Annotated in this window: 26 protein-coding genes; 16 read left to right on the top strand and 10 right to left on the bottom strand. The window is 56.9% G+C overall.

The window, feature by feature from the left end:
• Positions 1-34 precede the first annotated feature (34 nt).
• Positions 35-1,111, top strand: a complete 1,077-nt coding sequence (gene hppD, locus BM205_RS10540) for a 4-hydroxyphenylpyruvate dioxygenase (RefSeq protein WP_092414448.1) — start codon at positions 35-37, stop codon at positions 1,109-1,111.
• A 201-nt stretch (positions 1,112-1,312) separates the two neighbouring features.
• Positions 1,313-2,401, top strand: coding sequence for a porin (locus BM205_RS10535; protein ID WP_092414447.1), 1,089 nt, complete (start codon positions 1,313-1,315; stop codon positions 2,399-2,401).
• A gap of 50 nt (positions 2,402-2,451) precedes the next feature.
• On the opposite strand, the gene BM205_RS10530 is transcribed toward BM205_RS10535, so the two are convergent.
• From BM205_RS10530 to modA, 3 genes are all read right to left on the bottom strand, one after another.
• Entirely contained in the window at positions 2,452-3,153 is a 702-nt protein-coding gene (locus BM205_RS10530; RefSeq protein WP_092414446.1) for an ATP-binding cassette domain-containing protein, read from the bottom strand.
• Positions 3,154-3,163: 10 nt separating this feature from the next.
• Positions 3,164-3,841 carry a molybdate ABC transporter permease subunit gene (modB, locus tag BM205_RS10525; RefSeq protein ID WP_092414445.1) on the bottom strand — a complete coding sequence of 226 codons (678 nt, stop codon included), beginning with the start codon at positions 3,839-3,841 and terminating at the stop codon, positions 3,164-3,166.
• 81 nt (positions 3,842-3,922) lie between these two features.
• A complete protein-coding gene (gene modA, locus BM205_RS10520) occupies positions 3,923-4,639 on the bottom strand; it encodes a molybdate ABC transporter substrate-binding protein (RefSeq protein ID WP_254783849.1) in 717 nt (238 codons plus the stop codon).
• Positions 4,640-4,886: 247 nt separating this feature from the next.
• On the opposite strand from modA, the gene BM205_RS10515 reads away from it, so the two are divergent.
• The 6 genes from BM205_RS10515 (at position 4,887) to BM205_RS10490 (ending at position 11,694) form a co-directional block, all read left to right on the top strand.
• Entirely contained in the window at positions 4,887-5,234 is a 348-nt protein-coding gene (locus tag BM205_RS10515) for a winged helix-turn-helix domain-containing protein (RefSeq protein WP_092414444.1), read from the top strand.
• 42 nt (positions 5,235-5,276) lie between these two features.
• A complete protein-coding gene (locus tag BM205_RS10510) occupies positions 5,277-7,028 on the top strand; it encodes a ClcB-like voltage-gated chloride channel protein (RefSeq protein WP_092414443.1) in 1,752 nt (583 codons plus the stop codon).
• Between the two features lie 200 nt (positions 7,029-7,228).
• Positions 7,229-7,483: a GlsB/YeaQ/YmgE family stress response membrane protein gene (locus BM205_RS10505; RefSeq protein WP_092414442.1), complete on the top strand. Its 255-nt coding sequence runs from the start codon at positions 7,229-7,231 to the stop codon at positions 7,481-7,483.
• Positions 7,483-8,013 (top strand): hypothetical protein, encoded by a 531-nt coding sequence (locus BM205_RS10500; RefSeq protein ID WP_092414441.1) that lies wholly within the window; start codon positions 7,483-7,485, stop codon positions 8,011-8,013. Before BM205_RS10505 ends, BM205_RS10500 begins: the two co-directional genes overlap by 1 nt.
• Before the next feature lie 170 nt (positions 8,014-8,183).
• A complete protein-coding gene (locus BM205_RS10495) occupies positions 8,184-9,092 on the top strand; it encodes a 23S rRNA (adenine(2030)-N(6))-methyltransferase RlmJ (RefSeq protein WP_092414440.1) in 909 nt (302 codons plus the stop codon).
• A gap of 592 nt (positions 9,093-9,684) precedes the next feature.
• Complete coding sequence (locus tag BM205_RS10490; protein WP_139227235.1) at positions 9,685-11,694, top strand: YncE family protein; 2,010 nt, start codon at positions 9,685-9,687, stop codon at positions 11,692-11,694.
• 210 nt (positions 11,695-11,904) lie between these two features.
• On the opposite strand, the gene msrB is transcribed toward BM205_RS10490, so the two are convergent.
• Positions 11,905-12,390 carry a peptide-methionine (R)-S-oxide reductase MsrB gene (msrB, locus tag BM205_RS10485; protein ID WP_092414438.1) on the bottom strand — a complete coding sequence of 162 codons (486 nt, stop codon included), beginning with the start codon at positions 12,388-12,390 and terminating at the stop codon, positions 11,905-11,907.
• A gap of 291 nt (positions 12,391-12,681) precedes the next feature.
• On the opposite strand from msrB, the gene BM205_RS10480 reads away from it, so the two are divergent.
• Genes BM205_RS10480 through pnuC form a run of 3 tightly spaced genes read left to right on the top strand, consistent with a single transcriptional unit; the run spans position 12,682 to position 16,743 of the window.
• Positions 12,682-14,892, top strand: a complete 2,211-nt coding sequence (locus BM205_RS10480; protein WP_371326476.1) for a TonB-dependent siderophore receptor — start codon at positions 12,682-12,684, stop codon at positions 14,890-14,892.
• A 19-nt stretch (positions 14,893-14,911) separates the two neighbouring features.
• Positions 14,912-16,138, top strand: a complete 1,227-nt coding sequence (locus tag BM205_RS10475; RefSeq protein WP_092414437.1) for a phosphotransferase enzyme family protein — start codon at positions 14,912-14,914, stop codon at positions 16,136-16,138.
• Positions 16,138-16,743, top strand: a complete 606-nt coding sequence (gene pnuC, locus BM205_RS10470; protein WP_092414436.1) for a nicotinamide riboside transporter PnuC — start codon at positions 16,138-16,140, stop codon at positions 16,741-16,743. The genes BM205_RS10475 and pnuC overlap by 1 nt, the downstream gene beginning before the upstream one ends.
• Before the next feature lie 15 nt (positions 16,744-16,758).
• On the opposite strand, the gene BM205_RS10465 is transcribed toward pnuC, so the two are convergent.
• Entirely contained in the window at positions 16,759-17,976 is a 1,218-nt protein-coding gene (locus BM205_RS10465) for an EAL and HDOD domain-containing protein (protein ID WP_092414435.1), read from the bottom strand.
• 232 nt (positions 17,977-18,208) lie between these two features.
• Positions 18,209-19,135 carry a methylglyoxal synthase gene (locus BM205_RS10460; RefSeq protein ID WP_092414434.1) on the bottom strand — a complete coding sequence of 309 codons (927 nt, stop codon included), beginning with the start codon at positions 19,133-19,135 and terminating at the stop codon, positions 18,209-18,211.
• A 128-nt stretch (positions 19,136-19,263) separates the two neighbouring features.
• Between BM205_RS10460 and greB the strand changes: the two genes are divergently transcribed.
• Entirely contained in the window at positions 19,264-19,818 is a 555-nt protein-coding gene (gene greB / locus BM205_RS10455) for a transcription elongation factor GreB (RefSeq protein WP_092414503.1), read from the top strand.
• Positions 19,819-19,848: 30 nt separating this feature from the next.
• On the opposite strand, the gene BM205_RS10450 is transcribed toward greB, so the two are convergent.
• The 4 genes from BM205_RS10450 to BM205_RS10435 all read right to left on the bottom strand — a co-directional run bounded on the left by BM205_RS10450 (position 19,849) and on the right by BM205_RS10435 (position 23,290).
• The gene (locus BM205_RS10450; RefSeq protein WP_092414433.1) at positions 19,849-20,541 is read right to left on the bottom strand and encodes a glutathione binding-like protein; all 693 of its coding nucleotides are present in this window, start codon (positions 20,539-20,541) and stop codon (positions 19,849-19,851) included.
• 22 nt (positions 20,542-20,563) lie between these two features.
• On the bottom strand, positions 20,564-21,766 hold the full coding sequence (locus tag BM205_RS10445; protein ID WP_256381760.1) for a pyridoxal phosphate-dependent aminotransferase: 1,203 nt from the start codon (positions 21,764-21,766) through the stop codon (positions 20,564-20,566).
• 84 nt (positions 21,767-21,850) lie between these two features.
• Positions 21,851-22,339 (bottom strand): putative toxin-antitoxin system toxin component, PIN family, encoded by a 489-nt coding sequence (locus BM205_RS10440; protein ID WP_092414432.1) that lies wholly within the window; start codon positions 22,337-22,339, stop codon positions 21,851-21,853.
• A 30-nt stretch (positions 22,340-22,369) separates the two neighbouring features.
• On the bottom strand, positions 22,370-23,290 hold the full coding sequence (locus BM205_RS10435; RefSeq protein WP_254783841.1) for a DJ-1/PfpI family protein: 921 nt from the start codon (positions 23,288-23,290) through the stop codon (positions 22,370-22,372).
• A 67-nt stretch (positions 23,291-23,357) separates the two neighbouring features.
• Between BM205_RS10435 and BM205_RS10430 the strand changes: the two genes are divergently transcribed.
• The 4 genes from BM205_RS10430 (at position 23,358) to BM205_RS10415 (ending at position 26,195) form a co-directional block, all read left to right on the top strand.
• Positions 23,358-23,867: a GNAT family N-acetyltransferase gene (locus tag BM205_RS10430; protein WP_092414431.1), complete on the top strand. Its 510-nt coding sequence runs from the start codon at positions 23,358-23,360 to the stop codon at positions 23,865-23,867.
• Between the two features lie 90 nt (positions 23,868-23,957).
• Positions 23,958-24,209 (top strand): transcriptional regulator, encoded by a 252-nt coding sequence (locus tag BM205_RS10425; protein ID WP_092414430.1) that lies wholly within the window; start codon positions 23,958-23,960, stop codon positions 24,207-24,209.
• Between the two features lie 112 nt (positions 24,210-24,321).
• The gene (gene yaaA, locus BM205_RS10420) at positions 24,322-25,107 is read left to right on the top strand and encodes a peroxide stress protein YaaA (RefSeq protein ID WP_092414429.1); all 786 of its coding nucleotides are present in this window, start codon (positions 24,322-24,324) and stop codon (positions 25,105-25,107) included.
• A gap of 92 nt (positions 25,108-25,199) precedes the next feature.
• Complete coding sequence (locus tag BM205_RS10415) at positions 25,200-26,195, top strand: threo-3-hydroxy-L-aspartate ammonia-lyase (protein WP_092414428.1); 996 nt, start codon at positions 25,200-25,202, stop codon at positions 26,193-26,195.
• Positions 26,196-26,200 lie beyond the last annotated feature (5 nt).

Raw genomic sequence — 26,200 nt, 5'->3', positions numbered from 1 at the left:
CCAGTCCACCAGACTTTATTTGCAGGAGTACACCATGTCCGATCTGTTTGAAAACCCTATGGGCCTGTGCGGCTTTGAATTCGTCGAGTTCGCTTCACCAATGCCTAACGTGCTGGAGCCAGCGTTCGAAGCCATGGGCTTCGTCAAGGTGGCCCGTCATCGCTCCAAGGACGTGACGCTGTATCGCCAGGGCGATATCAATTTCATCATCAACTACGAGCCGAAAAGCCCGGCATATTATTTTGCCAAAGAACATGGCCCGTCTGCGTGCGGCATGGCGTTCCGTGTCAATGATGCGCACCTGGCGTACCAGCGCGCGCTGGAGCGTGGCGCCGAGCCGATGGAGATCAATACAGGCGTGATGGAACTGCGTTTGCCGGCGATCAAGGGCATCGGCGGCGCGCCGCTGTATCTGATCGATCGTTTTACTCCGGGCAAATCGATCTATGACATCGATTTTGAATTCATCGAGGGTGTCGAGCGCAATCCGGTCGGCGCCGGCCTGAAAACCATCGACCATCTGACCCACAATGTATATCGCGGCCGGATGGCGCACTGGGCCGCCTTTTACGAGCGACTGTTCAATTTCCGCGAAGTCCGCTATTTCGACATCAAGGGCGAATACACCGGGCTGACATCCAAGGCGATGAGCGCACCGGACGGCAAGATAAGAATTCCCTTAAATGAAGAGTCGTCCAAGGGTTCTGGCCAGATCGAAGAGTTCCTGATGCAGTTCAATGGCGAGGGGATCCAGCATATTGCTTTGCAAACAGACAACCTGATTAAAACCTGGGACGCCTTGAAAAAAATGGGCACGCCGTTCATGACGGCGCCACCGGCAACCTATTACGAGATGCTGGAAGGGCGTTTGCCTGGCCATGGCGAACCGGCCGGTGAACTGCAAGCGCGCGGCATCCTGCTGGATGGCGTCTCGGACGACCAGGGCCAACGCCTGCTGTTGCAGATATTTTCGGCGACCACCCTGGGCCCGGTGTTTTTCGAATTTATCCAGCGTAAAGGCGATGAAGGCTTCGGCGAAGGCAATTTCAAGGCGCTGTTTGAGTCGATCGAGCGCGATCAGATACGCCGTGGCGTCTTGAAATCGGAATAAACCTAGTGGGGTTTTTACAACAACTTGTTTTGGGGGAAAGTTGTGCTGATATGATGTCCGTTCAGCTTTATCCCCGGCAGCGCTGAAGTGGCAGCGCGATGTTGTAGCAGTGGCGGTAAAGCGATGGCTTAAGCGGCGTAGCAATATGTGGCCTTTGCAATCGAAAAAAAATCTAAAAATGTTTAACCTATGGAGACGTGCATGAAAAAAATCACTTTGTTATTGGCTGCGGCGGGGCTGGTCAGCGGTGGCGCAATGGCGCAAACCAATGTCACCATCTACGGTATTGTCGATACCAGCATCCGCTATCTCAGCAGCGATAACGCGGCCGGACAGCATAACTTCGTAGTTACGAACGGCGCGATCTCGAACAGCCGTATCGGCTTCAAAGGCACTGAAGATCTGGGCGGTGGCCTGAAAGCGGTTTTCCGTCTCGAGAATGGCTTCAATTCCGATACCGGCGGCATGTCCAGCCCTGGTGTCTTGTTCAGCCGTCAATCCTACGTTGGCCTGAGCGGCACTTTCGGAACGGTCACGATCGGACGTCAGCAAACTCCGCTGTTTGATTTGATGGCCGACCATTTCGATCCGCTGACCGTCGGCAATTACGACCAGAATTCCTGGATGCCGGCTGGTGCGACCCTGGTTCGCAATTCGAACATGCTCAAGTACTACGGCACCTTCGGCGGCCTTGCTGCCGGTGTGAGCTATGCTGCGGGCGAGCAGGCTGGATCGGTCAAGCGGGGCAGCCAGATCGGTGGTACGCTGGCTTATACCGCCGGCCCGTTTGCCATTGGCGGCGGCTTTCAGCAAACTGTCAGTGCGGTCAATTCGGACTGGAAAGACACAGCCTATAACCTGAGCCTTACCTACACCCTGGGCGCGGCCAAACTGTTCGGCGGCTACTATCGGATCAAGGACAGCACTGGCACCACCCCTGCATATTTCGGTGTTTCCAATAGCGCAGCTGCCATCAACGGCGGCATCGCCGGTGTCGAGCGCAAGGACAATGCTTACTTCCTGGGTGCGACGTTCCAGGCAACTCCAGCCTGGTCGCTGACCGCAGCCGGCTACTATGACAAGAGCAAGAACGTCACGGTCGCCACCTTGGGTAACCTGGGTGACGGCACACGTTACGCGCTGGTCGGCGTTGCGGAATATGCTTTGTCCAAGCGGACCCAGGTGTACGGTACGGTGGATTACAACAAGGCTAAGAACGCAGCTTTGTCGGAACTGGTTGGCAGGGACAACGTGACTGGCGTCGCCGTTGGTATCCGTCACATTTTCTAAGTAAAGAAATCAGGCAATCACAAAAAAGCGCAGCTTCGGCTGCGCTTTTTTTACGCCTTGGCGAACGGCGCTGGCGCTACTGTTGACGCTGGCGCGATCATGCCGTCACGGATCTCGAATATTTCATCACCCAGCAAGGCCAGGTCGGCAGGGTCGTGGGTGATCACCATCATTGGCACGTTCAACTGCTTTTGCAGCTCGGACAATTCGCGCCGCATCCTGTCGCGCAAACTCAGATCCAGCGCGGAAAACGGCTCGTCCAGCAACAGGATATCCGGCTCCAGCACCAATGCCCTGGCCAGCGCCACGCGTTGCCGCTGGCCGCCCGACAACTGATGCGGATAGCTGTTGGCGGCAGCGCTCAATTCGAATGAGGCCAGCCATTTCTTTACTGACGGATGATCATGCGGATGGCGCAGATTAAAGCTGCCCGAGCGTAAACCGAAAGCCACGTTCTGGGCTACGGTGAGGTGCGGAAACAGCGCATAGTCCTGGAACAGATAGGCTACCTTGCGCTGTTGCGGCGGCAGGCAAATGCCGGCCACGCTATCGAATAAGATGTTTTGCTTGAGGCGTATCAGGCCTTTGTCTGGCGTCAGCAAGCCGGCAATGGCCTGCAGGGTCAGGCTCTTGCCGGCGCCCGAGGGGCCGTATAGCACCACACGGTTACTTGCGGTATGCAAGGCGATGTCGAGATTGAAGCCACGGTCATCGGCTTGCAAATGTTTGCTGATGCGGATTTCAATGGTCATGGGAAATCCATCATGTTTGCCTGCGCCGCTGGCTTTTCGGTAGCAGGCGGCCAGCGATCAGCAGCACCACAATGCAGGTGGCCGAGGTAATCAGCACCAACAAGTTGGCGGTCTGGTCGTCGCCGGCTTGCACCGCTTCGTAAATGGCGACTGATAAAGTCTGGGTGCGGCCCGGCAGATTGCCTGCGATCATCAAGGTGGCGCCGAATTCGCCCAGTGCACGGGCGAAGGCCAGCAGCACGCCTGCCAGGATGCCCTTGGACGCCAGCGGCAAGGTGACACGGAAGAAGACACCGGCCTCCGACACGCCCAGCACGCGGGCAGCATTTTCCAATTGCACATCAACATTTTCAAAGGCGGCACGGGCCGACTTGAGCACCAGCGGAAAGGCGACGATAGTGGCTGCGATCACCGCGCCTTGCCAGGTGAATACCAGCTCGATGCCCCATTTTTCCAGCCAGGCGCCGAACACGCCGCGGCGACCCAGCAGTACCAGCAAATAGTAGCCGAGCACAGTCGGTGGTAGCACCAGCGGCAAAGTCAGGATGGCGTCCACCAGATCGCGTGCCGGCGAGCGCCAGCGTGACAAGCCATAGGCGGCAGCAACGCCGAGCACCATGTTAAGCAAGGTTGCCCAGCCCGCAACTTTCAACGACAGCGTCAGGGCAACCCACACGCCGCTGTTCATGGCTTTTGCTTTCGCGTCTGCTTTCTATTCACTGCTTACCCTTGATGCTGCATTGAAGAGCTTGACGATAACACTCTGCCATCAGGGTTTCAAGAAACCATAGCGCGCCAGTGTGGCCTGGCCGGTCGGCGACAGAACGTACGCGACGAATTTGGCTGCCATGTCAGCTTGCTTGGTATTGGCGGTGACGGCGATCGGGTAGCTGACCGCAGTTTGGGCGGGCACGCGCATTGCAACCTTGACCTTGTCCGGCATGATCGCCGCGTCGGTAGAGAAAACGAAACCGGCTTCGACTTCGCCGCGCGCCACGTAATCTAGGCTCTGCCGTACGTTTTGCGCAGGCACGCCCTTGGCGGCAACGGCATCCCACAGGTTCGCGTGTTCCAGCGCAGCCTTGGTGTAACGGCCAACCGGCACCGAAGCCGGATTACCGTAAGCGATGCGCTTGACCGCCGGCTGGGTCAGATCCTGCAATTGCTGGATGTGCAGCTGGCTGTCGGCCGGCACGATCAGCACGATCTGGTTATTCGCAAAATTCTTGCGGCTGCTGGCGACCACTGCTTTTTCAGCTTCGGCCTTGTTCATGGCTTCCTGGTCGGCGGAAGCAAATACATCCGCCGGCGCGCCTTTGATGATTTGCTGCAGCAAGACGTCGGATGCCGCAAAGTTGAGTATCACCTTGGTATCCGGATTTTGGGCTTCAAACGACTGGCCCAGGTCCTTGAAAGCATTGGTCAGGCTGGCGGCGGCCGAAACTACCAGGTCGGCTGCATGCACTACCGGCGTCAACAGCAACAGAGGGAGGGCGCTAGCAAGAGCGAGGCGTTTAAAACGAAGCAAGATCACAATATCTCCCGAGCGGCAAATGACAAATGGCAAAAACGAAATATATGGCAGGATACAGCGAAGGTCAACTTTAATAATATCGGTACTGAATTGAAACTGAGTAGTAACCATGCCGAGACACCATAAAATCCTGCTAACGCAAAGTGCTTGTCAATAAAATACCTGAATCGCTGTCTACCTCCTTGCTACAATCCCGCATATGGCAAATTCCAAATCGATTCGACTCAGAGTGATGCAGGGCGATGCAATCGCCTTCGGTCCGGGCAAGGCGGCGCTGTTGCTAGCCATCCATCAAAGCGGTTCGATTTCTGCGGCAGCGCGCGCTATCGGCATGTCTTATCGCCGCGCCTGGTTGCTGGTAGAGGCAATGAACCAATGCTTCAAGTCACCGCTGGTGGCGACCGCGACTGGCGGTGCCAAAGGCGGCGGTGCACAGGTCACGCCAATCGGGCATGAGATCATCGCCCGTTATCAAGCCATGCAAATCAAGGCGGAAGCGGCGGTGGCTGCCGATATGGCGTATTTCGACGCGCTGATGGCCGGGTAACGCGGCAGCATTCCAACCACATTCTCCTTGCCTTCGCACACCATGCTCCCACGTAGCACGCTTTTAAGATATCGGATTCGCCTGCAGCGGCAGTTTCATTTTTCGGAAAGCCACTCGATGCTGTTGTGGGCGGCGGTGGTTGGTTTCCTGGGTGCGGTGGCGACGGTGCTGTTCCGTGAATGCATCTACGGCTTGCAGTTGCTGCTGACCGGCCAGAGCGGCAGTTTTGTCGCCATGGCCAAAAGCTTGCCGTGGTCGATGCGGCTGTTGTTGCCGGCCGCCGGCGGCCTGATCGCCGGCGTCATCCTGGTGCTGGCAAAGCGCATGCCATCCAGCGCCACCTCGGACTACATGGAAGCGGTAGCCATCGGCGACGGCAATATCCCGGTGCGGCAGAGCCTGCTGCGCAGTTTGTCTTCGCTGGCGACTGTGGTCTCCGGCGGCTCGATCGGGCGCGAAGGCCCGATGGTGCAACTGGCAGCGCTGGCGGCATCGCTGGTAGGGCGTGTCACGCATTTCAACCCGGCCCGCTTGCGTTTACTGGTGGCGTGCGGCGCGGCGGCCGGGATTACCTCGGCCTACAATGCGCCGATTGCCGGCGCATTTTTTGTGACAGAAATCGTGCTGGGCGCGATTGTCATGGAGAGTTTCGGCCCGGTGGTGGTGGCATCGGTGGTCGCCAATATCACCATGCGCGAATTGCCCGGCTACCATCCGGCCTACGAGATGCCGCCGTTCCCACCAATCGCCGGCATCGAGATTTTATGGTTCGTGTTGCTGGGTATCATGGCCGGCGTCGCTGCACCGCAATTCCTGCGTTTGTTGGGATTCTCCAAAAAACTGTTTACCAAGACCGCATTGCCATTGCCGCTGCGGCTGAGCCTGGGTGGTTTGCTGGTGGGCTTGATTTCGATCTGGATGCCGGAGGTGTGGGGTAACGGCTATAGCGTGGTCAATTCGCTGCTGCATACGCCCTGGGTGTGGTGGAGCGTATTGCTGCTGCTGCTGCTGAAGGTGGTGGCCACCGCCATCACTACCGGCTCGGGCGCGGTCGGCGGCATCTTCACGCCGACATTGTTTGTCGGCGCCGCCATCGGTTATCTGTTCGGACAAGTGCTGCACGTCGTGCTGCCAGGCACCACCTCGGCGCCGTTTGCGTATGCGATGGTAGGTATGGGCGCGTTCCTGGCGGCGGCGACCAGTGCGCCGCTGATGGCGATCCTGATGATTTTCGAGATGACCTTGAGTTATCAGGTGGTGTTGCCGCTGATGTTGTCTTGCGTCGTGGCTTATTTCATTGCGCGCAGCATCAACGGCGCTTCCATGTATGACATCACGATCAAGCGTAATCGCGACGCCCAAGAGCGGGTGCGCCTGCGCGGCATCCACATGAGCGAACTGATCCGGCCGGCGGATACCGTATTGCCGCTGACGGCATCGTTTGCTGAGATCAGCGGGCTGTTCCTGAAATATCCGGTGAAATACATTTACATCGTCGACCAGCGTAATCGCTATTGCGGCGTGGTGGCCTTGCAAGACATTACTTCCTGCCTGCTGGAAAAGACCGATACGCAAACGCGGGTGGCGGAAGATTTTGTGCGGCGCGAATTCCTGCATGTGGTGACGCCGGAGATGTCGCTGGGGGACGCTTTGCAGTCTTTCCTGGATCATCAGGGCGAGCGGCTGCCGGTGGTGCGCAGCCACGAGGATCCGGAATTGTTGGGAGCGGTCTACAAGACGTCCTTGCTGGATGCGTATTTCCGGCTGGACCGGGCGCAGGAGTTCCATGCGTAGATCCTGCCGGGGGCGCCTAGACGGAGATTTTAAAACAGTCCCCTTGCTCTCATTTAAAATAATAAGTATGTGATAATATTTTCCGCAAATTTGCTGTCCAGGCGCTGCGTAACGGCAAGCTTTGCTCTATATTGGACGCCGGGCCGTCGGTTTTTCAAGAACAAACGGCCCGCAGCCAACAACAATTCTGAGGAGCATCAATGGAAATCCTGTGGACAATCGTCGTAGGTTTCGTGGTCGGCGTGATTGCTAAATTTCTTCATCCGGGAAGGGAGAACATGGGTTTTATCGTGACTACCTTGCTAGGCATTGCCGGGTCGTTTTTGGCTGGTTATATCGGCCAGGCTCTCGGCTGGTATCACGCCGGCCAGGGCGCGGGCTTTATCGGCTCCATCGTCGGCGCTTTTATCCTGTTGTTGATTTACGGCTTCGTCAAGGGCAAGGCAGCGAGCTGATGTTCGACCGGCTGCGTGGGCGTAAGCCAGCCAGGGCGGAAGCGGGGATCCTGATTCCCGCTTCCGAACATGCGCTGCATACGGCGCGCCAGCGCTGTCGGCAGATGGTGGCCAAGCGCGCGCTGCTGTCTGCGGGTGCTTCGGCGCTGCCGATCATGGGCGTCGATATCGCAGTCGATATTCATTTACTGTCGCGCCTGATCGAAGACATCAATGCCGAATTCGGCATGACGCCGCAGCAGATCGAAAAGCTCCAGCCTAAACTCAAGGTAGCTACCTATAGCACTATCGTCGGCCTCGGCAGCACGCTGGTAGGGCGGATGGTGACGCGTGAGCTGATGCTTAAAATCCTCACGCGCAGCGGCGTCAAGCTGGTGTCGAAGAACGCTACCCGGCTGGTGCCTATCGCCGGCCAGATGGTGTCGGCGGCGATTGGTTTTTCTGCATTCCGGGCGATCGGAAACCGGCATATCGAAGCTTGCGTCAAGGTGGCGGAAGAGATGTTGAAAATGCAAGCTGAAATCGATTAATCGAATAGCTTTTTCTTATCGATTGCTGGAATGTTAGAATGCGGGTCGTTTGCGCACGGGGCGCTTAGTTGTATGCAGTTCCCAAGCCACCTCGCCGCACTTCTACACAGTAACCGACCGGTTCTTTGATGTAGAGTGTGGTAACACACTTCACCACGATAGAGTTTCCTATGTTGAGTTACCGCCATGCCTTCCATGCGGGCAATCATGCCGATGTGCTGAAGCACTTGGTCACCATCCAGTTATTGCGCTACCTGGGCCAGAAAGATACCTCCTACATGGTCATCGACACCCATGCCGGCGCCGGCGTATATGCGCTGGATGGCGGTTATGCGTCGAAAAACGCCGAGTTCGAGACCGGTATCAGCCGCCTTTGGGACCGCAAGGATTTGCCGCCGGCGGTGGCGGAGTATGTGGACGTAGTGCGCCAGTTGAATCCCGACGGCAAGCTGCGCTACTACCCGGGCTCGCCGTATTGCGCCGATGCCATCATGCGTGAGCAGGATCGCCTGCGCCTGTTTGAGCTGCATCCGAGCGACGGCAAGATCCTGACCGATAATTTCCGCCGCCTGGAAGCCGAGCGCAACCCGCGCGGCAATGGCCGTGGCAAACGCGTCATGATCCATCTGGGCGATGGCTTCCTCGGCCTGAAGGCATTGCTGCCGCCGCCGTCGCGCCGTGGCCTGGTGCTGATCGACCCGCCGTATGAGGTCAAAGAAGATTACCGCCACGTCAAGAACACCATCGAAGATGCGCTGATCCGTTTTTCCACCGGCACCTATGCCGTCTGGTATCCGCTGTTGAACCGGATGGAGTCGCGCCAGATGCCGGACAAGCTGAAGCGCATGAAGGCCAACGGCTGGCTGAACGTCACGCTGACCGTGAAGACGCCATCGCCGGACGGCTTCGGCCTGCACAGCAGCGGCATGTTCGTGATCAACCCGCCATGGACGCTGGAACCGATGCTGAAAGAATTGATGCCTTACCTGGTCAAGGTGCTGGGCACCGATTCCGGTGCCGGCTTTACGCTGGAGTCGGGGCAAACCAAGGCGGTGGATACCGGCACCCGGCGGGTATAGTCCGGAACTGTGAGATAAGAAGATCCTGAGAATTTCGCTTGAAATTGCTCAGGATTTTTTTTAGGGCTAACTTGAAAACGGAACAGCAATCAACCGGGCGCGCACGGACTCCCGCAAGCCGCGCCTGATCATCAAAGACTTTGCAGGTCACAGGAATAGACCGGCATGCCCGTCGAGCGCGCGATTGATGCCGCTCAGTGACTACCCATCCTTCCTCCACGCCATAAGTACATTGCCCCGAGCGGCATTCCATCGTGGCGTGTCGTTGCGATCGCATGAACTATCCCCGCTTTTTAGAGTGTCAGCATCCTCGATGTGGCCTTTGAGTGCAGCCTGAGACGCCGCATTTCAGCTTGCTGTTCTGCGCCGCTCCACGTTCGCCCTTTATCAGGCCTTAGCGGTGGACTGGTTGAAATGGCAATAGGAGCAATAAGTTCAAAATATTTTCCAAAATCAACATATTGGCATTGTTACAAATAATTACTTACTGTTACAATCAAATTGAAATTAAAACTATGTCAACAAAAAAATTCAAGCTGAGATATTCAATATCTGGGCCTGAAAAACAATTTGTGAAAGAAAGATAATCATAATGAAAAGACTGTTTTTCCCCCTGTTAATAAGCTTGTTTCTCACTGCCTGCGGCGGCGGCGGTGGGGGCGGCGACTCCACACCGGCAGCTGGTTCGAACAATCAGGGGGCTACAGCTGCGGCGTTGACCTTCACGCCATCCACCATCAACCAAGCACTTACTGCCGGCGTGTCGAGCACAATCAATTTTGCTGCCACGGTCAACACGCCATCCGACTTTAACGGGGCGTCCGCCGTGTATGCCTATTTCGTCGATGATGTCGGGGTGTTGCTGCCGAATACGCAGATATCGAGAAACTCGACAACGCAATACAGCGTTGCGCTCTATACGTCCCCGGCCTTGTCCGTAGGTACTCACCAAGGAAATCTCACGGTCAAGCTTTGTCGCGACAGTAACTGCGCCAGTCAGTTTCCAGGGTCGCCCATGCTGTTACCCTATAGTTTCCAGGTTAACTCGCCTGCGACCTTGCCGACCTTTGGCGCAAGTTCGAGTGTAGCGCTGACCCAAAGCATGTATCTAGGAGGTGTCGCGCCCGATTCAGCTACTATCGCGATCCATGGAGAAGGCAGAACCTGGACCGCGACAACGGATGCCTCTTGGTTAAAATTAAGTAATGCGACAGGGGCAGGGAACACGAGTTTGACACTTGATTACCTTCCTTCGAAGTTGCAAGTCGGGATCTATACAGGTTTAATCGCTATCAAATCAAACGATGGCCAGAGTGTCGGTCTGCCAGTCACGCTTACTATCAAACCTGCCTCAGATACAATATTAGCTTCGGAAGCCGGTGTGGCATTGACCGCAACCCCGGCCTGGTCGCGTCTGACCCGGACTTTGCAGATCAATGACAGTTCGGGCGCTAGCGGCAACTGGAATGCCAGTTCGGATCAAGCTTGGTTAAGTACCGCAAAGAGCGGGAACAGTCTTACACTTAGTGCAAATCCAGCCAGCTTGCCTTCCAATGCGATCAGCTATGCGACGGTTACCCTAAGTTCCACGAATCCTTCGATAAGCGCACCGGAGCCGATTAAAGTCGCCTTGTGGAAAGGCAGCACAACGCCAGCCTCTATCACGCGGATAAATCAAGCCTATACAAATATCGCTGCCGACCCGATTCGTCCGCTGATTTATGTCCATAACGGTGGATCTTCCATTGATGTCTACAATGTTTATACATCGCAAAAGACTGCTACTCTTACTGGACTCGGCGCCACCCTTGGCAATATGACTATCAGTCCAAACGGCGATAAGTTGTATGCCTTAGACTTGGCTGCGAGCAGTCTGGTTGTCATTGATTTGGCTACCGCAGCCAAAATCAACACGTGGAACTTAAGCTCCGCATTGACAAACACGACGCGCATAAAAGCAATCCGGCCGAACGGCGTGGAAATCATCGTCACCAACGTCGGCAGCGCGTACTTGGCGTCAAATGGCAAATTCATCAGGAACACCAGTGTCAACGTCGGGGATTTGACGGCAACCGCTGACGGCAAAAAAATCTATGCTCAGAACGAAGGTATCAGCCCGTCTACAACCTGGGCTTATAGCGTCGACTACTCTGACTTGAATGGCGGGACCTTGAATGTCTCGCCGTTGGTGCCGGCTACGGGAGTCATCGGCATATCCAGTGGCGGAGTGATGTCCAATGGCGCAGACATCGCTGTCAGCGCCGATGGCAGCAGGGTGTACACAGCCAATGGCGCCCCTTATCGATGCAGCTCGCTTTCTCCGGTCAACTTGAGTTTCATCAGCGCCCTTCCTGGTGGGGATGCATATCCCAACAACGTCAAAGTTGCTAGCGACGGCAGGGTTTTTTGCGGTATCTCTGGATCGTACAGCTCATCCGACGTATGGGTGCATGGCGCTGACGGCACTTTAATACGTGGTTTTAAATTCGCCGGTTATGCAAAAAATCTGCTCGACCGTCAAATGGCTGTGTCTGGAGATGGCTTGATGCTAATAGGCCTCACCAACGATCCCCTGCTGGCTATTGTGCCCGTTGGCCCATAAGCTACATTTGAATAAGTTGTAGTGTGAAAAACGGCATACATGCAATATGTATGCCGTTTTTTTTATTGGGCTTGTTTCGAGCAGGTGAAAACGAACGACCCTGGCGCTCTGCCTGGGTTACACCTTTTGCCGCCAAGACGAGAATTCGCTGGGGGAATCTATCACGATTCCAAGTAGGTGCAACTGTCGCGGGCAAGGCTGGCCGATGGCTCAGACTTCGGGTTTGAACGTTAGCACGGCGCCGTTCATGCAATAACGCAGGCCGGTAGGTTTCGGCCCATCATCAAATACATGGCCCAGATGGCCGCCGCAACGGCGGCAATGCACTTCGGTGCGTTTCATGCCGAACGTGGTGTCGGTTCTGGTGGCCACTGCATTTGGCAGCGGTTGCCAGAAGCTCGGCCAGCCGGTGCCGCTGTCGAATTTGTTCCTGGACGAAAAAGCCGCCAAATTGCAACCTGCGCAAAAATAGGTGCCGGCGCGTTTCTCATGGTCTAGCGGACTGGAAAACGGCCGCTCGGTACCTTCCTGCCGCAAGATCGCATACTGGACTGCCGTCAGACGTTGTTTCCATTCGGCATCGGTATGGGTGATTTCAAACGTTTCAGCAGCAAACCCCCGCCGCCCGAGGATTGCCAGGCCACCCGCCAACAGCGCGGCGCCAGCTCTCAAGATCACGTTGCGTCGGCTAACCATGAGCGCACCTCCTTTGGTTTTCAAGTTGCGTCACATCGGTATACGAAAAAATAGGGGCTGTGGATGCAAAGGTCGATATTGCGCACGCTCTAATTCCAATCTAATCAAAAAGACGGATAATGCGAGTCCTGTTTTAATCGCCCCCGGATTTTTAGACTTCATATATGCATATTAATTAATTGGTATGTATTTTTATGTATATATGACAACAATATAATGATAAATATAAAAGAATTTCACTCTGTCGCTAACCGCACACGTACGTTGCCATTGCCCACCAGAAAAAAACTGTTGATTACACTGATTGCCGCTGCCACCGCCCACATGGCGCATGCGCAGAGCATTTCCGATCAAAAAGAGACTGTGGGAAATGTATCCGGACAGGCCGGGCAATCGCAAACCAAAGCAGACAACGCACCGACGTTGCCGACCATTACCGTAACCGGTGCCGGAACTGGCGCCGACAGTTATCGCAAAAGATCTGCCTCGATCGGGACCTTCGGCGATGCTCCCTTGCTGGATACGCCGGCGTCGATTTCGGTCATCACCCGCAGCCAGCTGGATGACCAGCAGTCGCGCCTGCTCAGCGAAGTGGTGCGCAACGATGCCGCGGTCGGCGACAATTACGCGCCGGTCGGCTACTACGAAAATTTCACCATTCGCGGCTTTGCGCTGGATCTGGCGTCGAGTTACCAGATCAACGGCATGAGCATTGCCGGCGAACAGAATGTGGCGCTTGAAAACAAAGAGAGCGTTGAAATCCTGAAGGGCCTGGCCGGCCTGCAGAGCGGCATGGCTGCTCCCGGCGGCCTGATCAACTATGTGACCAAACGTCCGGCCGCTGTGCGCTCTGTCACGCTTGAGACTGACTCGCGCGGCTCGCGTTACCTGGCGGCCGATATCGGCACCTTGTTCGGCGAGCAAAAACAGTTCGGCATCCGCATCAACGCCGCCCACGAAAGCCTGCATTCGTATGTGAACGACGCCGATGGCGAGCGGAACTTCGCCTCGCTGGCCGCCGACTGGGTGATCACGCCGCAGGCGCGGCTGCAATTCGACGCCGAGTACCAACACCGCGAGCAACGCTCCGCACCGGGCTATCAACTGCTGGGGGGCACCGTCATCCCAAGCAACGTCTTGCCGGAAAAATTGCTGGGCGCGCAACCGTGGGCCAAGCCGGTAACGATCAACTCGGTCAACCTCAACCTGCGCCTGGATCTTGACCTGACGCCGGACTGGCATGCCTATCTGGCGGCCAGCCGCAGCCGGGTGGTGATCGACGATAACTCGGCATTTCCGTATGGCTGCGGTTATGGCGCCACCTGCGGCGATGGCGGAACGCCAGCGCGCTATTTCAGTGCCGGCGGCGATTTCGATATCTACGATTATCGTTTCCCTGACGACACACGGCGCAACGACCAGTTGCAGGCCGTGCTGCAAGGGCATCTGGATACCGGCAAGCTGCGTCACGACCTGACCTTTGGCGGCAGCATGTTCCGCCGCACCGTGTCACAGAGCGACGGCGTCAACGAGTATGTCGGCAGCGATAATATCTATAACCCGAATCCGATCGTCTATGCACCGTCGCCGTTGACGCCGGATGCTTCTTATCTGCGTCTCGACAGCCGGCAGAAAGCCTTGTTTGCGGTCGATCGCCTCAGTTTCACTCCGCAATGGCAACTGATCGCCGGCGCCCGCCAGGTATGGGTGAATGAACGGGCGCTGGATGTTACCGGCGCGGCGACGCGCGCCACCGACAAAACATTGTTGTTGCCGCAGATCGCCCTGGTCTACAAGCCGCAAGCCGACCTGTCCCTGTACACCAGTTACAGCAAGGGTTTGACGATGGGCGGCCAGGCGCCGTGGTGGACCGAGAATGCCTTTGCATTCTTGCCGCCGACCGTATCGCGCCAGATCGAAGCCGGCGTCAAATACGACTGGCGCGACCAGCTCAGCCTGAGTGCAGCGATATTCCAGATGACCAAGCCTTACGAATATCCGATGCCGGACGAGAACGGTTTTACCTATGTCCAGCAAGGTACCGAAACCCATCGCGGGATAGAGCTGAGTGCAGCCGGCCAGGTCACCAAACAGCTGCGGCTGACTGCCAGCATGGCCATGATCCAGGCACGCGCCGAGGACACAGGCACGCCGGCTTACGACGGCCATCAAGCCATCAATGTACCGCGGCTGCGCGCCGCACTGTATGCCGCTTACACAGTGCCGCAGATTGCCGGCCTGAGCGTGCTGGGCGGCTGGCAATACAGCGGCAGCAAAGCGGCTACGCGGGAAGGCAACGTCGACGTGCCGGCTTATTCTTTGTTCAATGCCGGCCTGCGTTACAAGACCAGCTTGTCGGGTCATGCAACTGTGGTGCGCCTGAGCGTGGATAATCTGTTCGACAAGCGTTACTGGAAGGATGTCGGCGAATACATCGGTGACGGCTATCTGCATCTGGGCGCACCACGTACGGCCCGCTTGTCGGTACAGTACGACTTTTGATCGGGATCAGGAACGCCGCATGAGCGACCCAAGACAAGATGACGCGACCGGCCAAGCCACGCCTGCGGTGATGAGCCACGGCATGGGCCTGGATGCGGTGGCGTCGAGCTGGCCGGCATTGACCCTGGATGAAGTAGCGCGGCTATTGCGCCACTATCCGCAGGTCGGCGCAGTCACGCACCTGAACTGGCATAGCCCGCGGCCGTTTTCCAGCGCTTGTGTGGCGGACACCGAATCGGGCCCGGTATTTGTAAAACGCTTGTTGCGGGCGATCCGGACTGCGGACGAATTGATGGATGAGCACCGCTTCATGCTGCATCTGCGGCAGCACGGAATGGCGGTCAGCGAAGTATTGCAAGCCAGCGACGGCAGCACCGCCCATGCCGACGGCGACTGGACCTACGAGGTGCAGCGGGTCGGGAAGGGCGTTGACCGCTATCGCGATGCGACCTCATGGACGCCTTTCGTCGACACTGCGGATGCGGCCGCGGCAGGTAGCGCGCTGGCACGGCTGCATCTCGCTGCGCGCGGTTACGATGCACCTGCGCGCAACATCGAATTGCTGGCGTCGGGCTTTACCCTGTTCAATGCTAAAGATCCGCAAGAAGTGCTGAGCCGGATCGGGGATTACATACAGCAGCGGCCAGCATTGGCGGACTACCTGGCACAGCGTGACTGGCAACAGGAAGTGACGCGCGTGCTGTTGCCGTTCCATGCGCGTTTAAGTCCCATGTTGCGTGGCTTGACACCGTTATGGACGCATAACGACTGGCATGCTTCCAATTTGCTGTGGCAAGCGCACGGGCCGGCTGCGGTAACAACGGTGCTTGATTTCGGGCTGGCCGACCGTACCTGCGCCACCTACGATCTTGCCATTGCCGTCGAGCGTAATCTGATCGGATGGCTGGCTTTGCCATCAACGGCAGTCAATCAACGCGGCCTGATACATATCGATCAGCTCGACGCCATGCTCGATGCTTACGAGGCGGTACGCCCATTGTCAGCGCCGGAAGCGGCTGCTTTGCCGGCATTGCTGCCTTTGGCGCATACTGAATTTGCGTTGTCGGAGCTGGCTTATTTCCACGGCGTGCAGAAATCCGCCGAGAACTCGGCGCTGGCCTACGATAATTATTTCCTCGGTCATGCCGAGTGGTTTAATAGCGATGCGGGTCGATATCTGCTGGATCATCTGCAGCAGCGTAGCAACCGCAACAGCGACCATAAAAACAATCCACAGGAGTCCTGATGTCAGGTTTGGAAATCGTTGCAGTCATCATCAGCGCCCTGGCAGTCTGGCTGACTGCGCGCCGCCATTTGTGGTGCTGGCCGATCGGCCTGGTCTCGGTGCTGTTGTATGCACGCATATTCCTGGACGCGAAGCTGTATTCGGACTTGCTGCTGCAACTGATCTTTGCGGTCATGCAGTTGTACGGCTGGTGGCAGTGGAGCCGGGCCGTGCCGGGCCAGGATAATAGCCAGCTGGACACCCATCACATTCAACCGCAACGCTTGCCGAAATCCGGCTTGCTGGCTGGCCTGCTGGCTGGAGCGTTAGGCAGCGTAGTGCTTGGTTATGTCATGGCCAGTTTTACCGATGCGCACATCCCTTGGCTGGATTCGGCGCTGACCAGCTTCAGCCTGGTGGCCCAGTTCTGGATGGCGCGTAAATATATCGCCAACTGGTGGCTATGGATCGCGGTCGACATCGTCTATGTCGGCGTATATATCTATAAGGACCTGAACCTGACCGCGGGTTTGTATGCCGCGTTCATCGTGCTTGCCGTTATCGGCTTGCGCAACTGGCGGCGGCAACTGGCCGGAAATCAGCCGGCAGCTGCCGCCGCAGCGTAGTCGTAATCGCCACGCCTAAGCGGCCTTCACGCCCAGGTTTTGCGCCCATGCCAGCGCCGAAAGGTGCGCATGGTTGACTTCCGTCGGGCTGATCTTCAGCGAGCTGGCCAACGGTGCGACCAATGGCGAGTTCAGCTCGCAAGCTTCGGCCAGCGCCACATAAGGGCCATACGGTCCGGAACGCGTCAGCAGCGCCGCAGCCACCTGGTCGGATAGTTTGATGTTGGCGAGAACCTCATCCATGCTGACGCCCAGCAGGCGGTCCAGCAGCGAAAAGATGCCGGCCACAAACAGGTTTTCCGATTCGCCCTTAGGCAGGTATTTTTGACCGAGCAACTCGGAGAACCGCCCGCGAACGATCGCCGTTTCCATCAGTACCGGCGAATACCCGCTGCTGCTGGCGGTCGCCAATAACAGGGACAACCATTGAAACAGCGCTTCGTAGCCCAGCAAGGCGAGGGCGGCGCGCAGCGATTGCACTTCCGTTTTCAAGCCGAACGCAGCGGAATTGATGAAGCGCAGCAGTGCATAAGACAGACTCGGATCGCGTTTGAAGATTTCTTCAATTTTTTGCAGATTCCCGTTCTGGGCGACCAGGTTCATGATTTGCACAATACTTTGCTGAGCCGGATTCAAGCCCGTAGCGCGTTTGCCCGGACGTGGCGTCAAGTGCAGCTTGCCGATGAAAGCATCGAGTCCCAGCATGGCGCAGGCGTCATAGTCCTGCCAGTTGCTGACTGGCCGGCCGACCATGCGTAACGACGATTTTTTCAGCGCAGCGTAGCGGCGTGCCTGCGTCGCGAAATCGCCGGCGGAAAATCGCACTTCAAGATGTGAGATGTCGGCGGGGAGTGCGGCGCCTGCCAGCTCTGCGTCACGCAGCGATATGCCATAGCCTTCGGCGCGCAAGGTGTTTACCGTTGCCAAGGTGTCGGGATCGGCCAGGTCGCTGTGCTTGAGAGTCAGCACGATGCTTGCAGCCGGCATTCTTTTGATTGCCTCGCTTTTAAGCAGGGCAGGGGATACCTCGAGGAACAGCAATTTATTGCCTAGCAACCAGCCGGTTTTCTTGTCGTTCAACTGATCGGCGACGAAACCCAGCAAAGCAAGCAAACCATATTCATTCGTCTGCTCATCGGCATCGTCGGCTTCCTGCCAGGTGAGGTCGTAACCGACAACGACTTGTTTCGGATCAAGTAAAGGTTCTCGAACTATAAAATTTTCGTGGCGCATCTTGGATTTTTATAGTGGATGGTGGTGGATGCTGCAAAATCAATTTTCCTAAACAGAGTTAACGGCTGTTTTTTTTAAAAATTAAGCCGATAACTTGAATTCCAGGAAAATGTGCCACGACCACTATAAAAAATGGATCTTCACGGATTACCGATAGGTAACCTCGGAATTAAGAAAGAAGGAGGGTGGGCACACCTTTGTGCCCACGCGTGACCTGAATCCCGACGACTGCTTAACGTTTTGCCAATGCGGCGCGCTGGTGCAGCAAGGTCAGCCAGCGCTCGCCGCACTCGGCATCGCTGATACACAGCGCGTAGTCGGTGACGGTGCGGGCAGCGCGTTCCAGCAACTGGATATCCGCTTCATGCTGGCGCGCGACGTGCGGATCTTCCAGGAACAATACGCGCCGGCATTGCTGGCGATCCAGGATCAATTCGGCGATCTGGGCATCGCCGCCCAACGGGCCGCTGAGGAAAGGCTTTACCCAGTTGCGCCCGGCTTCCTCGCCTTTGATTTTTTGCGCCAGCTTATTGAGCAGGCTGCCGGTGGTGCCGGTGGCGCAGCGAAATGCAAACTGGTCGAGCAGCGGGAAATGACGTTCCGCGATGTCCAGCATCCGCTCCTTCATGGCGTCGTGGGCAATCAGCGCGATGCCTTCCTGCGCCAGGTTGAAAGTCGGGTCTAGTGCTGGATTCGGTGCGGCCCCGGCCGCCATGCCTTCCAGCTCCAGCCATTCGCGGGCGCCGGCCAGAGTCGATAAAAACGGCTTCCCGTGAATCACGCATTGCCGCTTCAAAGCTACCGCTTCCGGGAAAGTCGACGACGGATCAACCGGATCCATCAGGTAGATCACCGCATCCAGGGTGCGCGCCGGATCGGCGTCGACCACCCGCGACACCAGTTTCATCAGGCCGCCGTGACGACCGTAAGGGAAGCGTTCGATGTGCGGATAGTCAGTGAGCAAACCTAGCTGCTGCATGGCGTCCAGCGTGCGCCCGACGACGATCAGTTGCGGCTTCAGTTGCTGCTCGATGAGCTGACGGCTGCCCGTCAGCAGCTGCGCCAGCGCAGAATCGGCCCCGTGCTGATGGCTACGGCTGGTAGCGAGGCCGATCCGGAACGGAGCGGAAGAGGCATTGCGGGAGGAATTGGCAGGCATATGACGGAATCTGGGGTCAGTACGGGCAACATTGCACCAGCCTGACTTTACCATACCGCCATGCAAGAAAAGCCATGTTCCGGAGTCAAATCGGTAGTCGCAGTGTAATTGGAACTACAATGTCAGCTATGAACAAGGCATTTGTAAAAGAATCTGAGGGCGATGACGACGATCTGGAATTCGGACTGCCGCCGATCCCGCCTGGCACCAAGAACTACATGACACCGGAAGGCTATCAACGCATGAAAGACGAGCTGTTGCGTCTGATTGATGTGGATCGGCCGGAAGTGGTGCGGATCGTTTCCTGGGCGGCTTCGAACGGCGATCGTTCCGAAAACGGCGATTATATTTATGGTAAGCGGAGGCTGCGTGAAATCGACCGCCGCATCCGCTTTTTAACCAAGCGGCTGGATCTGGCAGAGGTGGTTGATCCGAGCGTGCATCATGGTCGCGACCAGGTGTTTTTCGGGGCCACGGTGACTTACCGGAATCATGCTGGCGAAGAGCACACGGTGACTATCGTCGGCATCGATGAACTAGATCCGCTGCATGGCAAGATCAGCTGGATTTCCCCGGTGGCGCGCGCCTTGACCAAAGCCCATGAAGGGGACAGCGTAACCCTGATGACGCCGGCGGGGCTTGATGAGCTGGAAATATTGGTGGTTAGCTATCCAAAGCCGTAGGGTGGGCACTGCGCGACCACCCTACATCCTTTATCTTTTTTGATATTGCTGAGCGCCAAACAGGATATCCCGCGCCTTGTCGTCGGTCAGCGGCTTGCGGGCCGAGGCAAGCACTTCGACGCCGCGCTTGACCGCAGGGCGTTCGCTGATCGTATCGAACCAGGCTTTCAGGTGCGGAAAATCGCTCAGTTCCACGCCCTGGTTTTTCCAGGAACGAAGCCACGGGAAAGTGGCGATGTCGGCAATCGTATATTCATTTCCGGCGAGGTAAGGGTGCTGTGACAATTGCTTGTCGATCACGCCGTAGATGCGCTTGGCTTCGTTGGTGTAGCGATTGATGGCGTACTCTATCTTTTCCGGCGCGTAGATGCGGAAATGGTGAGTCTGGCCTAGCATCGGCCCGACCCCGCCCATCTGGAACATCAGCCATTGCAGGGTATTGAATTTCTCGCGATCGGTATGGCCCAGGAATTTTCCGCTCTTGCCGGCAAGGTACAACAGGATCGCGCCCGATTCAAAAAGAGATATCGGCTTGCCATCGGGGCCGTCGGCATCGACGATCGCCGGGATCTTGTTGTTGGGCGAAATCGACAGGAAGTCAGGTTTGAACTGATCGCCGGCGCCGATATCGACTGCATGTACACGATAGGGCAGGCCCAGTTCTTCCAGCAGGATGTGTACCTTGTGACCGTTCGGTGTGGCCCAGCTATAGACATCGATCATGACTCTTTCCTTTTTTATGTGTTCAGATTTTCGCCAGGCGCTGCAGCGCCTGCTGCAAGGTCTGGTTTTGTTTGGCGAAGCAGAAACGGACGATGCCCGATTCGCGCGGAGACTGATAGAATGCCGATACCGGAATTGCGGCAACGCCGATTTCAGAAGTCAGCCAGATCGCGAAGTCGGCCTCGCTCAACGATGAGATGGCGGAGTAATCAACGCACAGGAAATAGGTGCCGTCGGCCGGTAGCAGTTTAAAGCGCGTTTGTTTCAAGCCATCCCGGAACAGGTCGCGCTTGTGCTGATAAAACGCCGGCAGTTCCAGGTAGGGCGCGGGATTTTGCATGTATTGCGCAATGCCATGCTGCACCGGCGTATTGACGGTGAAAACATTGTATTGATGGACTTTACGGAATTCTGCGGATAGCGCCGGCGGTGCAGCCACATAGCCGATTTTCCAGCCGGTGACGTGGTAAGTCTTACCAAAGCTGGAGACGACAAAGGCGCGCGCTGCGAGTTCTGGATGGCGGCAAATCGATTCATGGCGCACGCCGTCGAACACCATATGCTCATAGACCTCATCTGACAGGATCAGAATCCCGGTCCCGCGCACGATATCTTTCAGCGCGTCGATATCGGCAGGGGTCAGCACGCTGCCGGTCGGATTGTGCGGCGAATTGACCATGATCATGCGGGTGCGAGGGCTGACTGCCGCCGCAATCCGGTCCCACGGTATGGCGTAGCCATCGGCGCCCAATGTCATTTGCACCAGCACTGGCTTGCCGCCGGCCAGTTCGATGGCCGGCACGTAGCTGTCGTACGCCGGTTCAATCACGATCACTTCGTCGCCCGCATGCACCGTGCACATGATGGCGGTCAGCAAGCCTTGGGTGGCGCCGGCGGTGACGGTGATATCGGTAGCCGGATCGTAGCTGTAGCCGTACAGTTTTTCGATTTTAGCGGCGATGGCCTGGCGCAAAGCCGGCACTCCTGCCATTGGCGGATACTGGTTGAGGCCGCTCTTCATGGCATCGCTAACCGCATCGACCAAGAGCGGATCGCAATCGAAATCGGGGAATCCTTGCCCCAGGTTTACCGCCGATTTTTCACTGGCGAGCGTCGACATCACCGTAAAAATAGTAGTGCCGACCTTCGGGAGTTTGGATTGAAGCTGCTCGGCAGCGCGGTCTGCGGCAACGTCGCCGCCAGGAATTCTCAAATCACGGTTCATCTGCTATTAATCTCGGTGTCTGTCTGAATCTCGCATTTTAGCGTTTTGTCCGAGACTGCACAGCCTGCAGCGAATTCCTGAGAGTTAAGTGTGGGCGACGGCCTGCGTGCCCCATGCCTGCGGCGGAATGATGGCGAAAAGGCCAATCTTTGCCGTCTTGCGCGCCAGTTTCAGCAAGGCTTTGTCTTTGGTGATCAAGGTTGTGGCGTGCGCACCCAGAGCCAGTTCGAGGAATTTCTGGTCGTCCCGATCCGTGCAGAGGGGCAGGCGGATATCGGTACGCGGTGTCAGCGCTTCGGCTTCCAGGCAGGTGATCAAGGCGTCAAATTCGGCATTGAAGGCGGGCCGGGTGTCGTCGGTGATGGGGAGATGCGAATAATGCAACACCATCTGCCATTCCTGGCGGCAGTCGGTGCGGGTAACCGCTTCGACTGCGCCGCTTTGCAATGCTGCCATCAAGCCAGCCCAGCGCGGATCGCGGAAGACGAACAGATCGAGGCAGACATTGGTGTCGATGACGATACGTGGTTTGTCAGTGCGGCTGTTTGGGACTGCGGGTAGTTCAGAACTCATGTGGATTTCCATCAATCGGTAGCGCGCATTTTACCTCGGCTGCCAGTCCGTCAAGCCATCTTCCAGCAGGAGCGAGAAAGTTGCAGCGAAATGATGCACATCGCCAGGCCAGCGGGCCGATACGTAATTACCGTTTTGTACTACGAAAGCAGGGCGGACGTCGTTGTCGATATCACGGAACAAACCGCTGCTTTTGCGAAAATAGTCCGGCACGCCGGGTTCCGCATCGATGAAATCGCCGGGTTGCGCCAGGGCGCGTGTCACTTCGGCCTGGACGCTGCGATAGCCGGTTGCTTCGCCATCCTGCTCGCCATAGGTGCGGTAGTAGGCCGGATCCCAGAAGCGGCCGCAGAATTTCATCAGGGTCCAGGCGCTACGCTCCAGCTTCCAGGTCAGCGCCGTGGTTACGCGGCCATGCAGAACAGATTTTCCGCTGCGCGGCGACAGGCTGCGGGCAGCCAGGACGACGCCGTGGCAGATAGCGGCCACCGGTTTGCCGCTGTCGAAGAAGGCCCCGACGAATTGCTGCAGCGGCCGGCTTTCCAGATAAGCCAGCATGCCGCATGCGCGGTGGCCACCGGGTAGCAGCAAGCCGTCATAGTGCGCGACTTCGAGCTCGGTATAAGCCAGCGGCGCCTGGAATGCACGGTCGCCTTCAAGCGCCGCATAGTCGGCGCGCGCCGAGGCATTGGCGCGTAGCATCAGCCCCAGCAATTTGATTTTCCTGAGCAGCGGTATCCAGCCCCAGGCATCCAGGCCTTCGCCGGACAGCATCAGCGGATCGGCCGCGGCCGCCTTGCCGTCGGGTGTGGCGAACAGCACCTTGTGTCCACGTGAAGTCAGGATGCGCCAGGAAACCGCCACTTCGCTCGGATCGAAATCCAGGTTGGGAATCGGGATCAGGACAATTTTTTGCGTCGCATTCATTTCGAAATCCGGTTCGGTAGACAATTATCGTCCTAGTGCTTATGCTCCCATGCTACAGGTAAATTACCCACTCCAAGGAAAAACCAAAGCCATGAAAGTTCTTGAAACAGAGCGTCTGATTTTACGTACCTTGAATGAGGACGATGCCGATTTCTATCTGAAGCTGGTGACCCAGCCTGCGTGGCTGCGGTTCATCGGCGACCGCGGCATCAGAACGGTGGAGGCGGCGCGGGCGGCGATCTTGAATGGGCCGATGGCGGCGCAAGAGCTTTATGGATTCAGTTTCTATATGACGGAATTGAAAGATGAAGCACTGCCGATAGGCATATGCGGGCTGATCAAAAGAGAGACTTTGCCGGATGTCGATATCGGTTACGCCTTCTTGCCGGAGTTCTGGGGCAAGGGCTATGCCTACGAGGCTGCATCGGCAGTGCTGGAGCATGGCAAGCGTACTTGCGGCCTGCAGCGGATCGTCGCCATTACCGCGCCCGACAATCATCAATCTATCAGAGTGCTGGAAAAAATCGGCCTGAAGTTTGAAAAAATGCTGCAGCTGAAGGATGACGGTTCGGAGACGAAATTGTTTGGCAGTCAATTTTAATACAGCTGACCCGGGTGACAAGCGCCGCGGGCGTTAGCGTGCTATGGTAAGAACTCGCGATGTCATTTGTTGTCACTTCGGGAGGCGCACATGAAGCTAATCGAGCCGGACGAAAAGAATGCTTTCCATGCGATCTTGGCGGCGCAAAATATGGCTGCCAACGATTTTGACTTGCATGAGGTGGACACGACGGATCCCAAAACCGACGAGATATTCGCGCTCACCGGCTTTGTCACGGTGAGCAGGAAATCCACTGGCCGCAAAAAACAATATCCCACCGGAGACGGTTCGATCTGGGTTGCTGAATTCGAGCGTGATCTGTCGGAAGGTGCTTTCGACTGAGTCAGACTGAATCTCGATAGCCGTTGCCGGCGGCAGCATCGCCAGCGCCGAAATGTTTGTTTCGGTATCATTGCGGACATTCTGCTATTTTTTTTGTTTATTTGGATGTCACATGCTGATCGTTTTGTCGCCCGCAAAGTCCCTTGATTACAGCACTCCCAGCCCCACCGAAACGCACACCACCCCGGATTTCATCGAGCATTCAGCAGAGTTGATCAGCGTTTTGACGCAGCTTTCGCCAGCCCAGATCGGTAGCATGATGAAAATCTCAGATCCGCTGGCGCAACTGAACACGGCGCGTTTTGCATCGTGGTCGAAGAAATTCACCGGCAGTAATTCCAAGCAGGCGATCATGGCTTTCAACGGCGACGTCTACGAAGGTCTGGATGCGGCTTCCCTGAACACTACCCAGTTGAACTATGCCCAGAGCCGCATCAGGATTCTGTCGGGCTTGTACGGCGTGTTGCGGCCGCTGGACCGGATGCAGCCATATCGGCTGGAAATGGGCACCAGCCTCGCCAACCCGCGCGGCAAGAATCTCTACGCCTTCTGGGGCGATACGGTGACCCAGGCGCTAAACCAGCAACTCCGGCAGCTAAGCCAGCAAAACGCCGATACGCTGGTGAACCTGGCATCTGAAGAATATTTCAAGGTGGTCCGGCCGCAGGTGCTCGACGCCAGTATCGTCACGCCGGTATTCGAGGATTGGAAAAACGGCAAGTACAAGATTATTTCCTTCTATGCCAAACGGGCGCGCGGCATGATGGCGCGCTACGCGGCGTTAAACAAAATCACCAATGCGGAAAAGCTCAAAGCCTTCGACCTGGGTGGTTACCAATATGTCCCGCAGGACTCCGATAGCGGTCGCTGGATGTTTCGCCGGCGCGTGGCGGAATAGGCGCCGGGATTCGTATCGTTGCGTATCGTTGTGAATCGTTGTGAATCGATGTTCTACGCGTTGCTCTAAGCTGAATCGAACAAAGGATCAAAATGGCTGCCGCCGACCTTGCTGCACTTGCCGTCAATTACCAGGATATCGTCGCCGCGGCTAAGCGCCTGGAGGGCGTGGCGCGCCGGACGCCGGTACTGACTTCCGGTCAGGCCGACCGCCAGGCAGATGCCAGTATCTTCTTCAAGTGCGAAAATTTTCAGCGCGTAGGGGCATTCAAGTTTCGTGGCGCGTATAACGCCATCAGCTGCCTCAGCGAGGAACAAAAGCAACGCGGCGTGGTGGCATTCTCATCCGGCAATCATGCGCAAGGCATGGCGCTGGCGGCGCGCATGCTGGGTGTGCATGCAACCATCGTCATGCCCGGCAACGCGCCGGCAATGAAGCTGGCGGCGACACGTGAATATGGTGCCGAGATCATTCTGTACGATCGCGAACGCGAAGACCGGGAAGTGATTGCCGCGCGTCTTTCGGATGAGCGCGGCTGTGCAGTGATTCCAGCCTATGATCATCCCGACGTGATTGCCGGCCAGGGCACGGCGGCGAAAGAACTGTTCGATACCGTCGGGCCGCTCGATTACTTGTTCGTGTGCACGGGCGGCGGCGGGTTGCTATCCGGTTGCGCGATCGCCGCGGCGCACCTGTCGCCCGGCTGTATCGTGATCGGCGTCGAGCCGGAAGCGGGCAACGACGCGCAGCAATCATTGCGAACTGGCAATATCGTACATATCCCGGTACCGGACACGATTGCCGATGGCGCCCAAACGCAGCACATCGGCAAGTTGGTGTTGCCGATTCTGCAGGCATGTGTAAAAGACATCATTACCGTGAGCGACGATCAGCTGCGCACGCAAATGCGGTTTTTTGCCGAACGGATGAAGATCGTGGTCGAGCCCGCCGGCTGCCTCGCTGCTGCCGCGGTGATGCATCGGGCGTTGGCGTTTTCGGGCGCAAAAGTCGGTGTAATAGTGAGTGGCGGCAATGTTGATATGACACTTTTTGCAAGTAGTATTGCTGCCGCGAAAACATTTTCTTGAGTTGC

The sequence above is a fragment of the Collimonas sp. OK307 genome (assembly GCF_900113705.1).
In the GTDB taxonomy this organism is placed as follows: domain Bacteria; phylum Pseudomonadota; class Gammaproteobacteria; order Burkholderiales; family Burkholderiaceae_D; genus Collimonas.
Note: the sequence above shows the minus strand (reverse complement) of the source record. Positions and strands in the feature narration are given on the sequence as shown.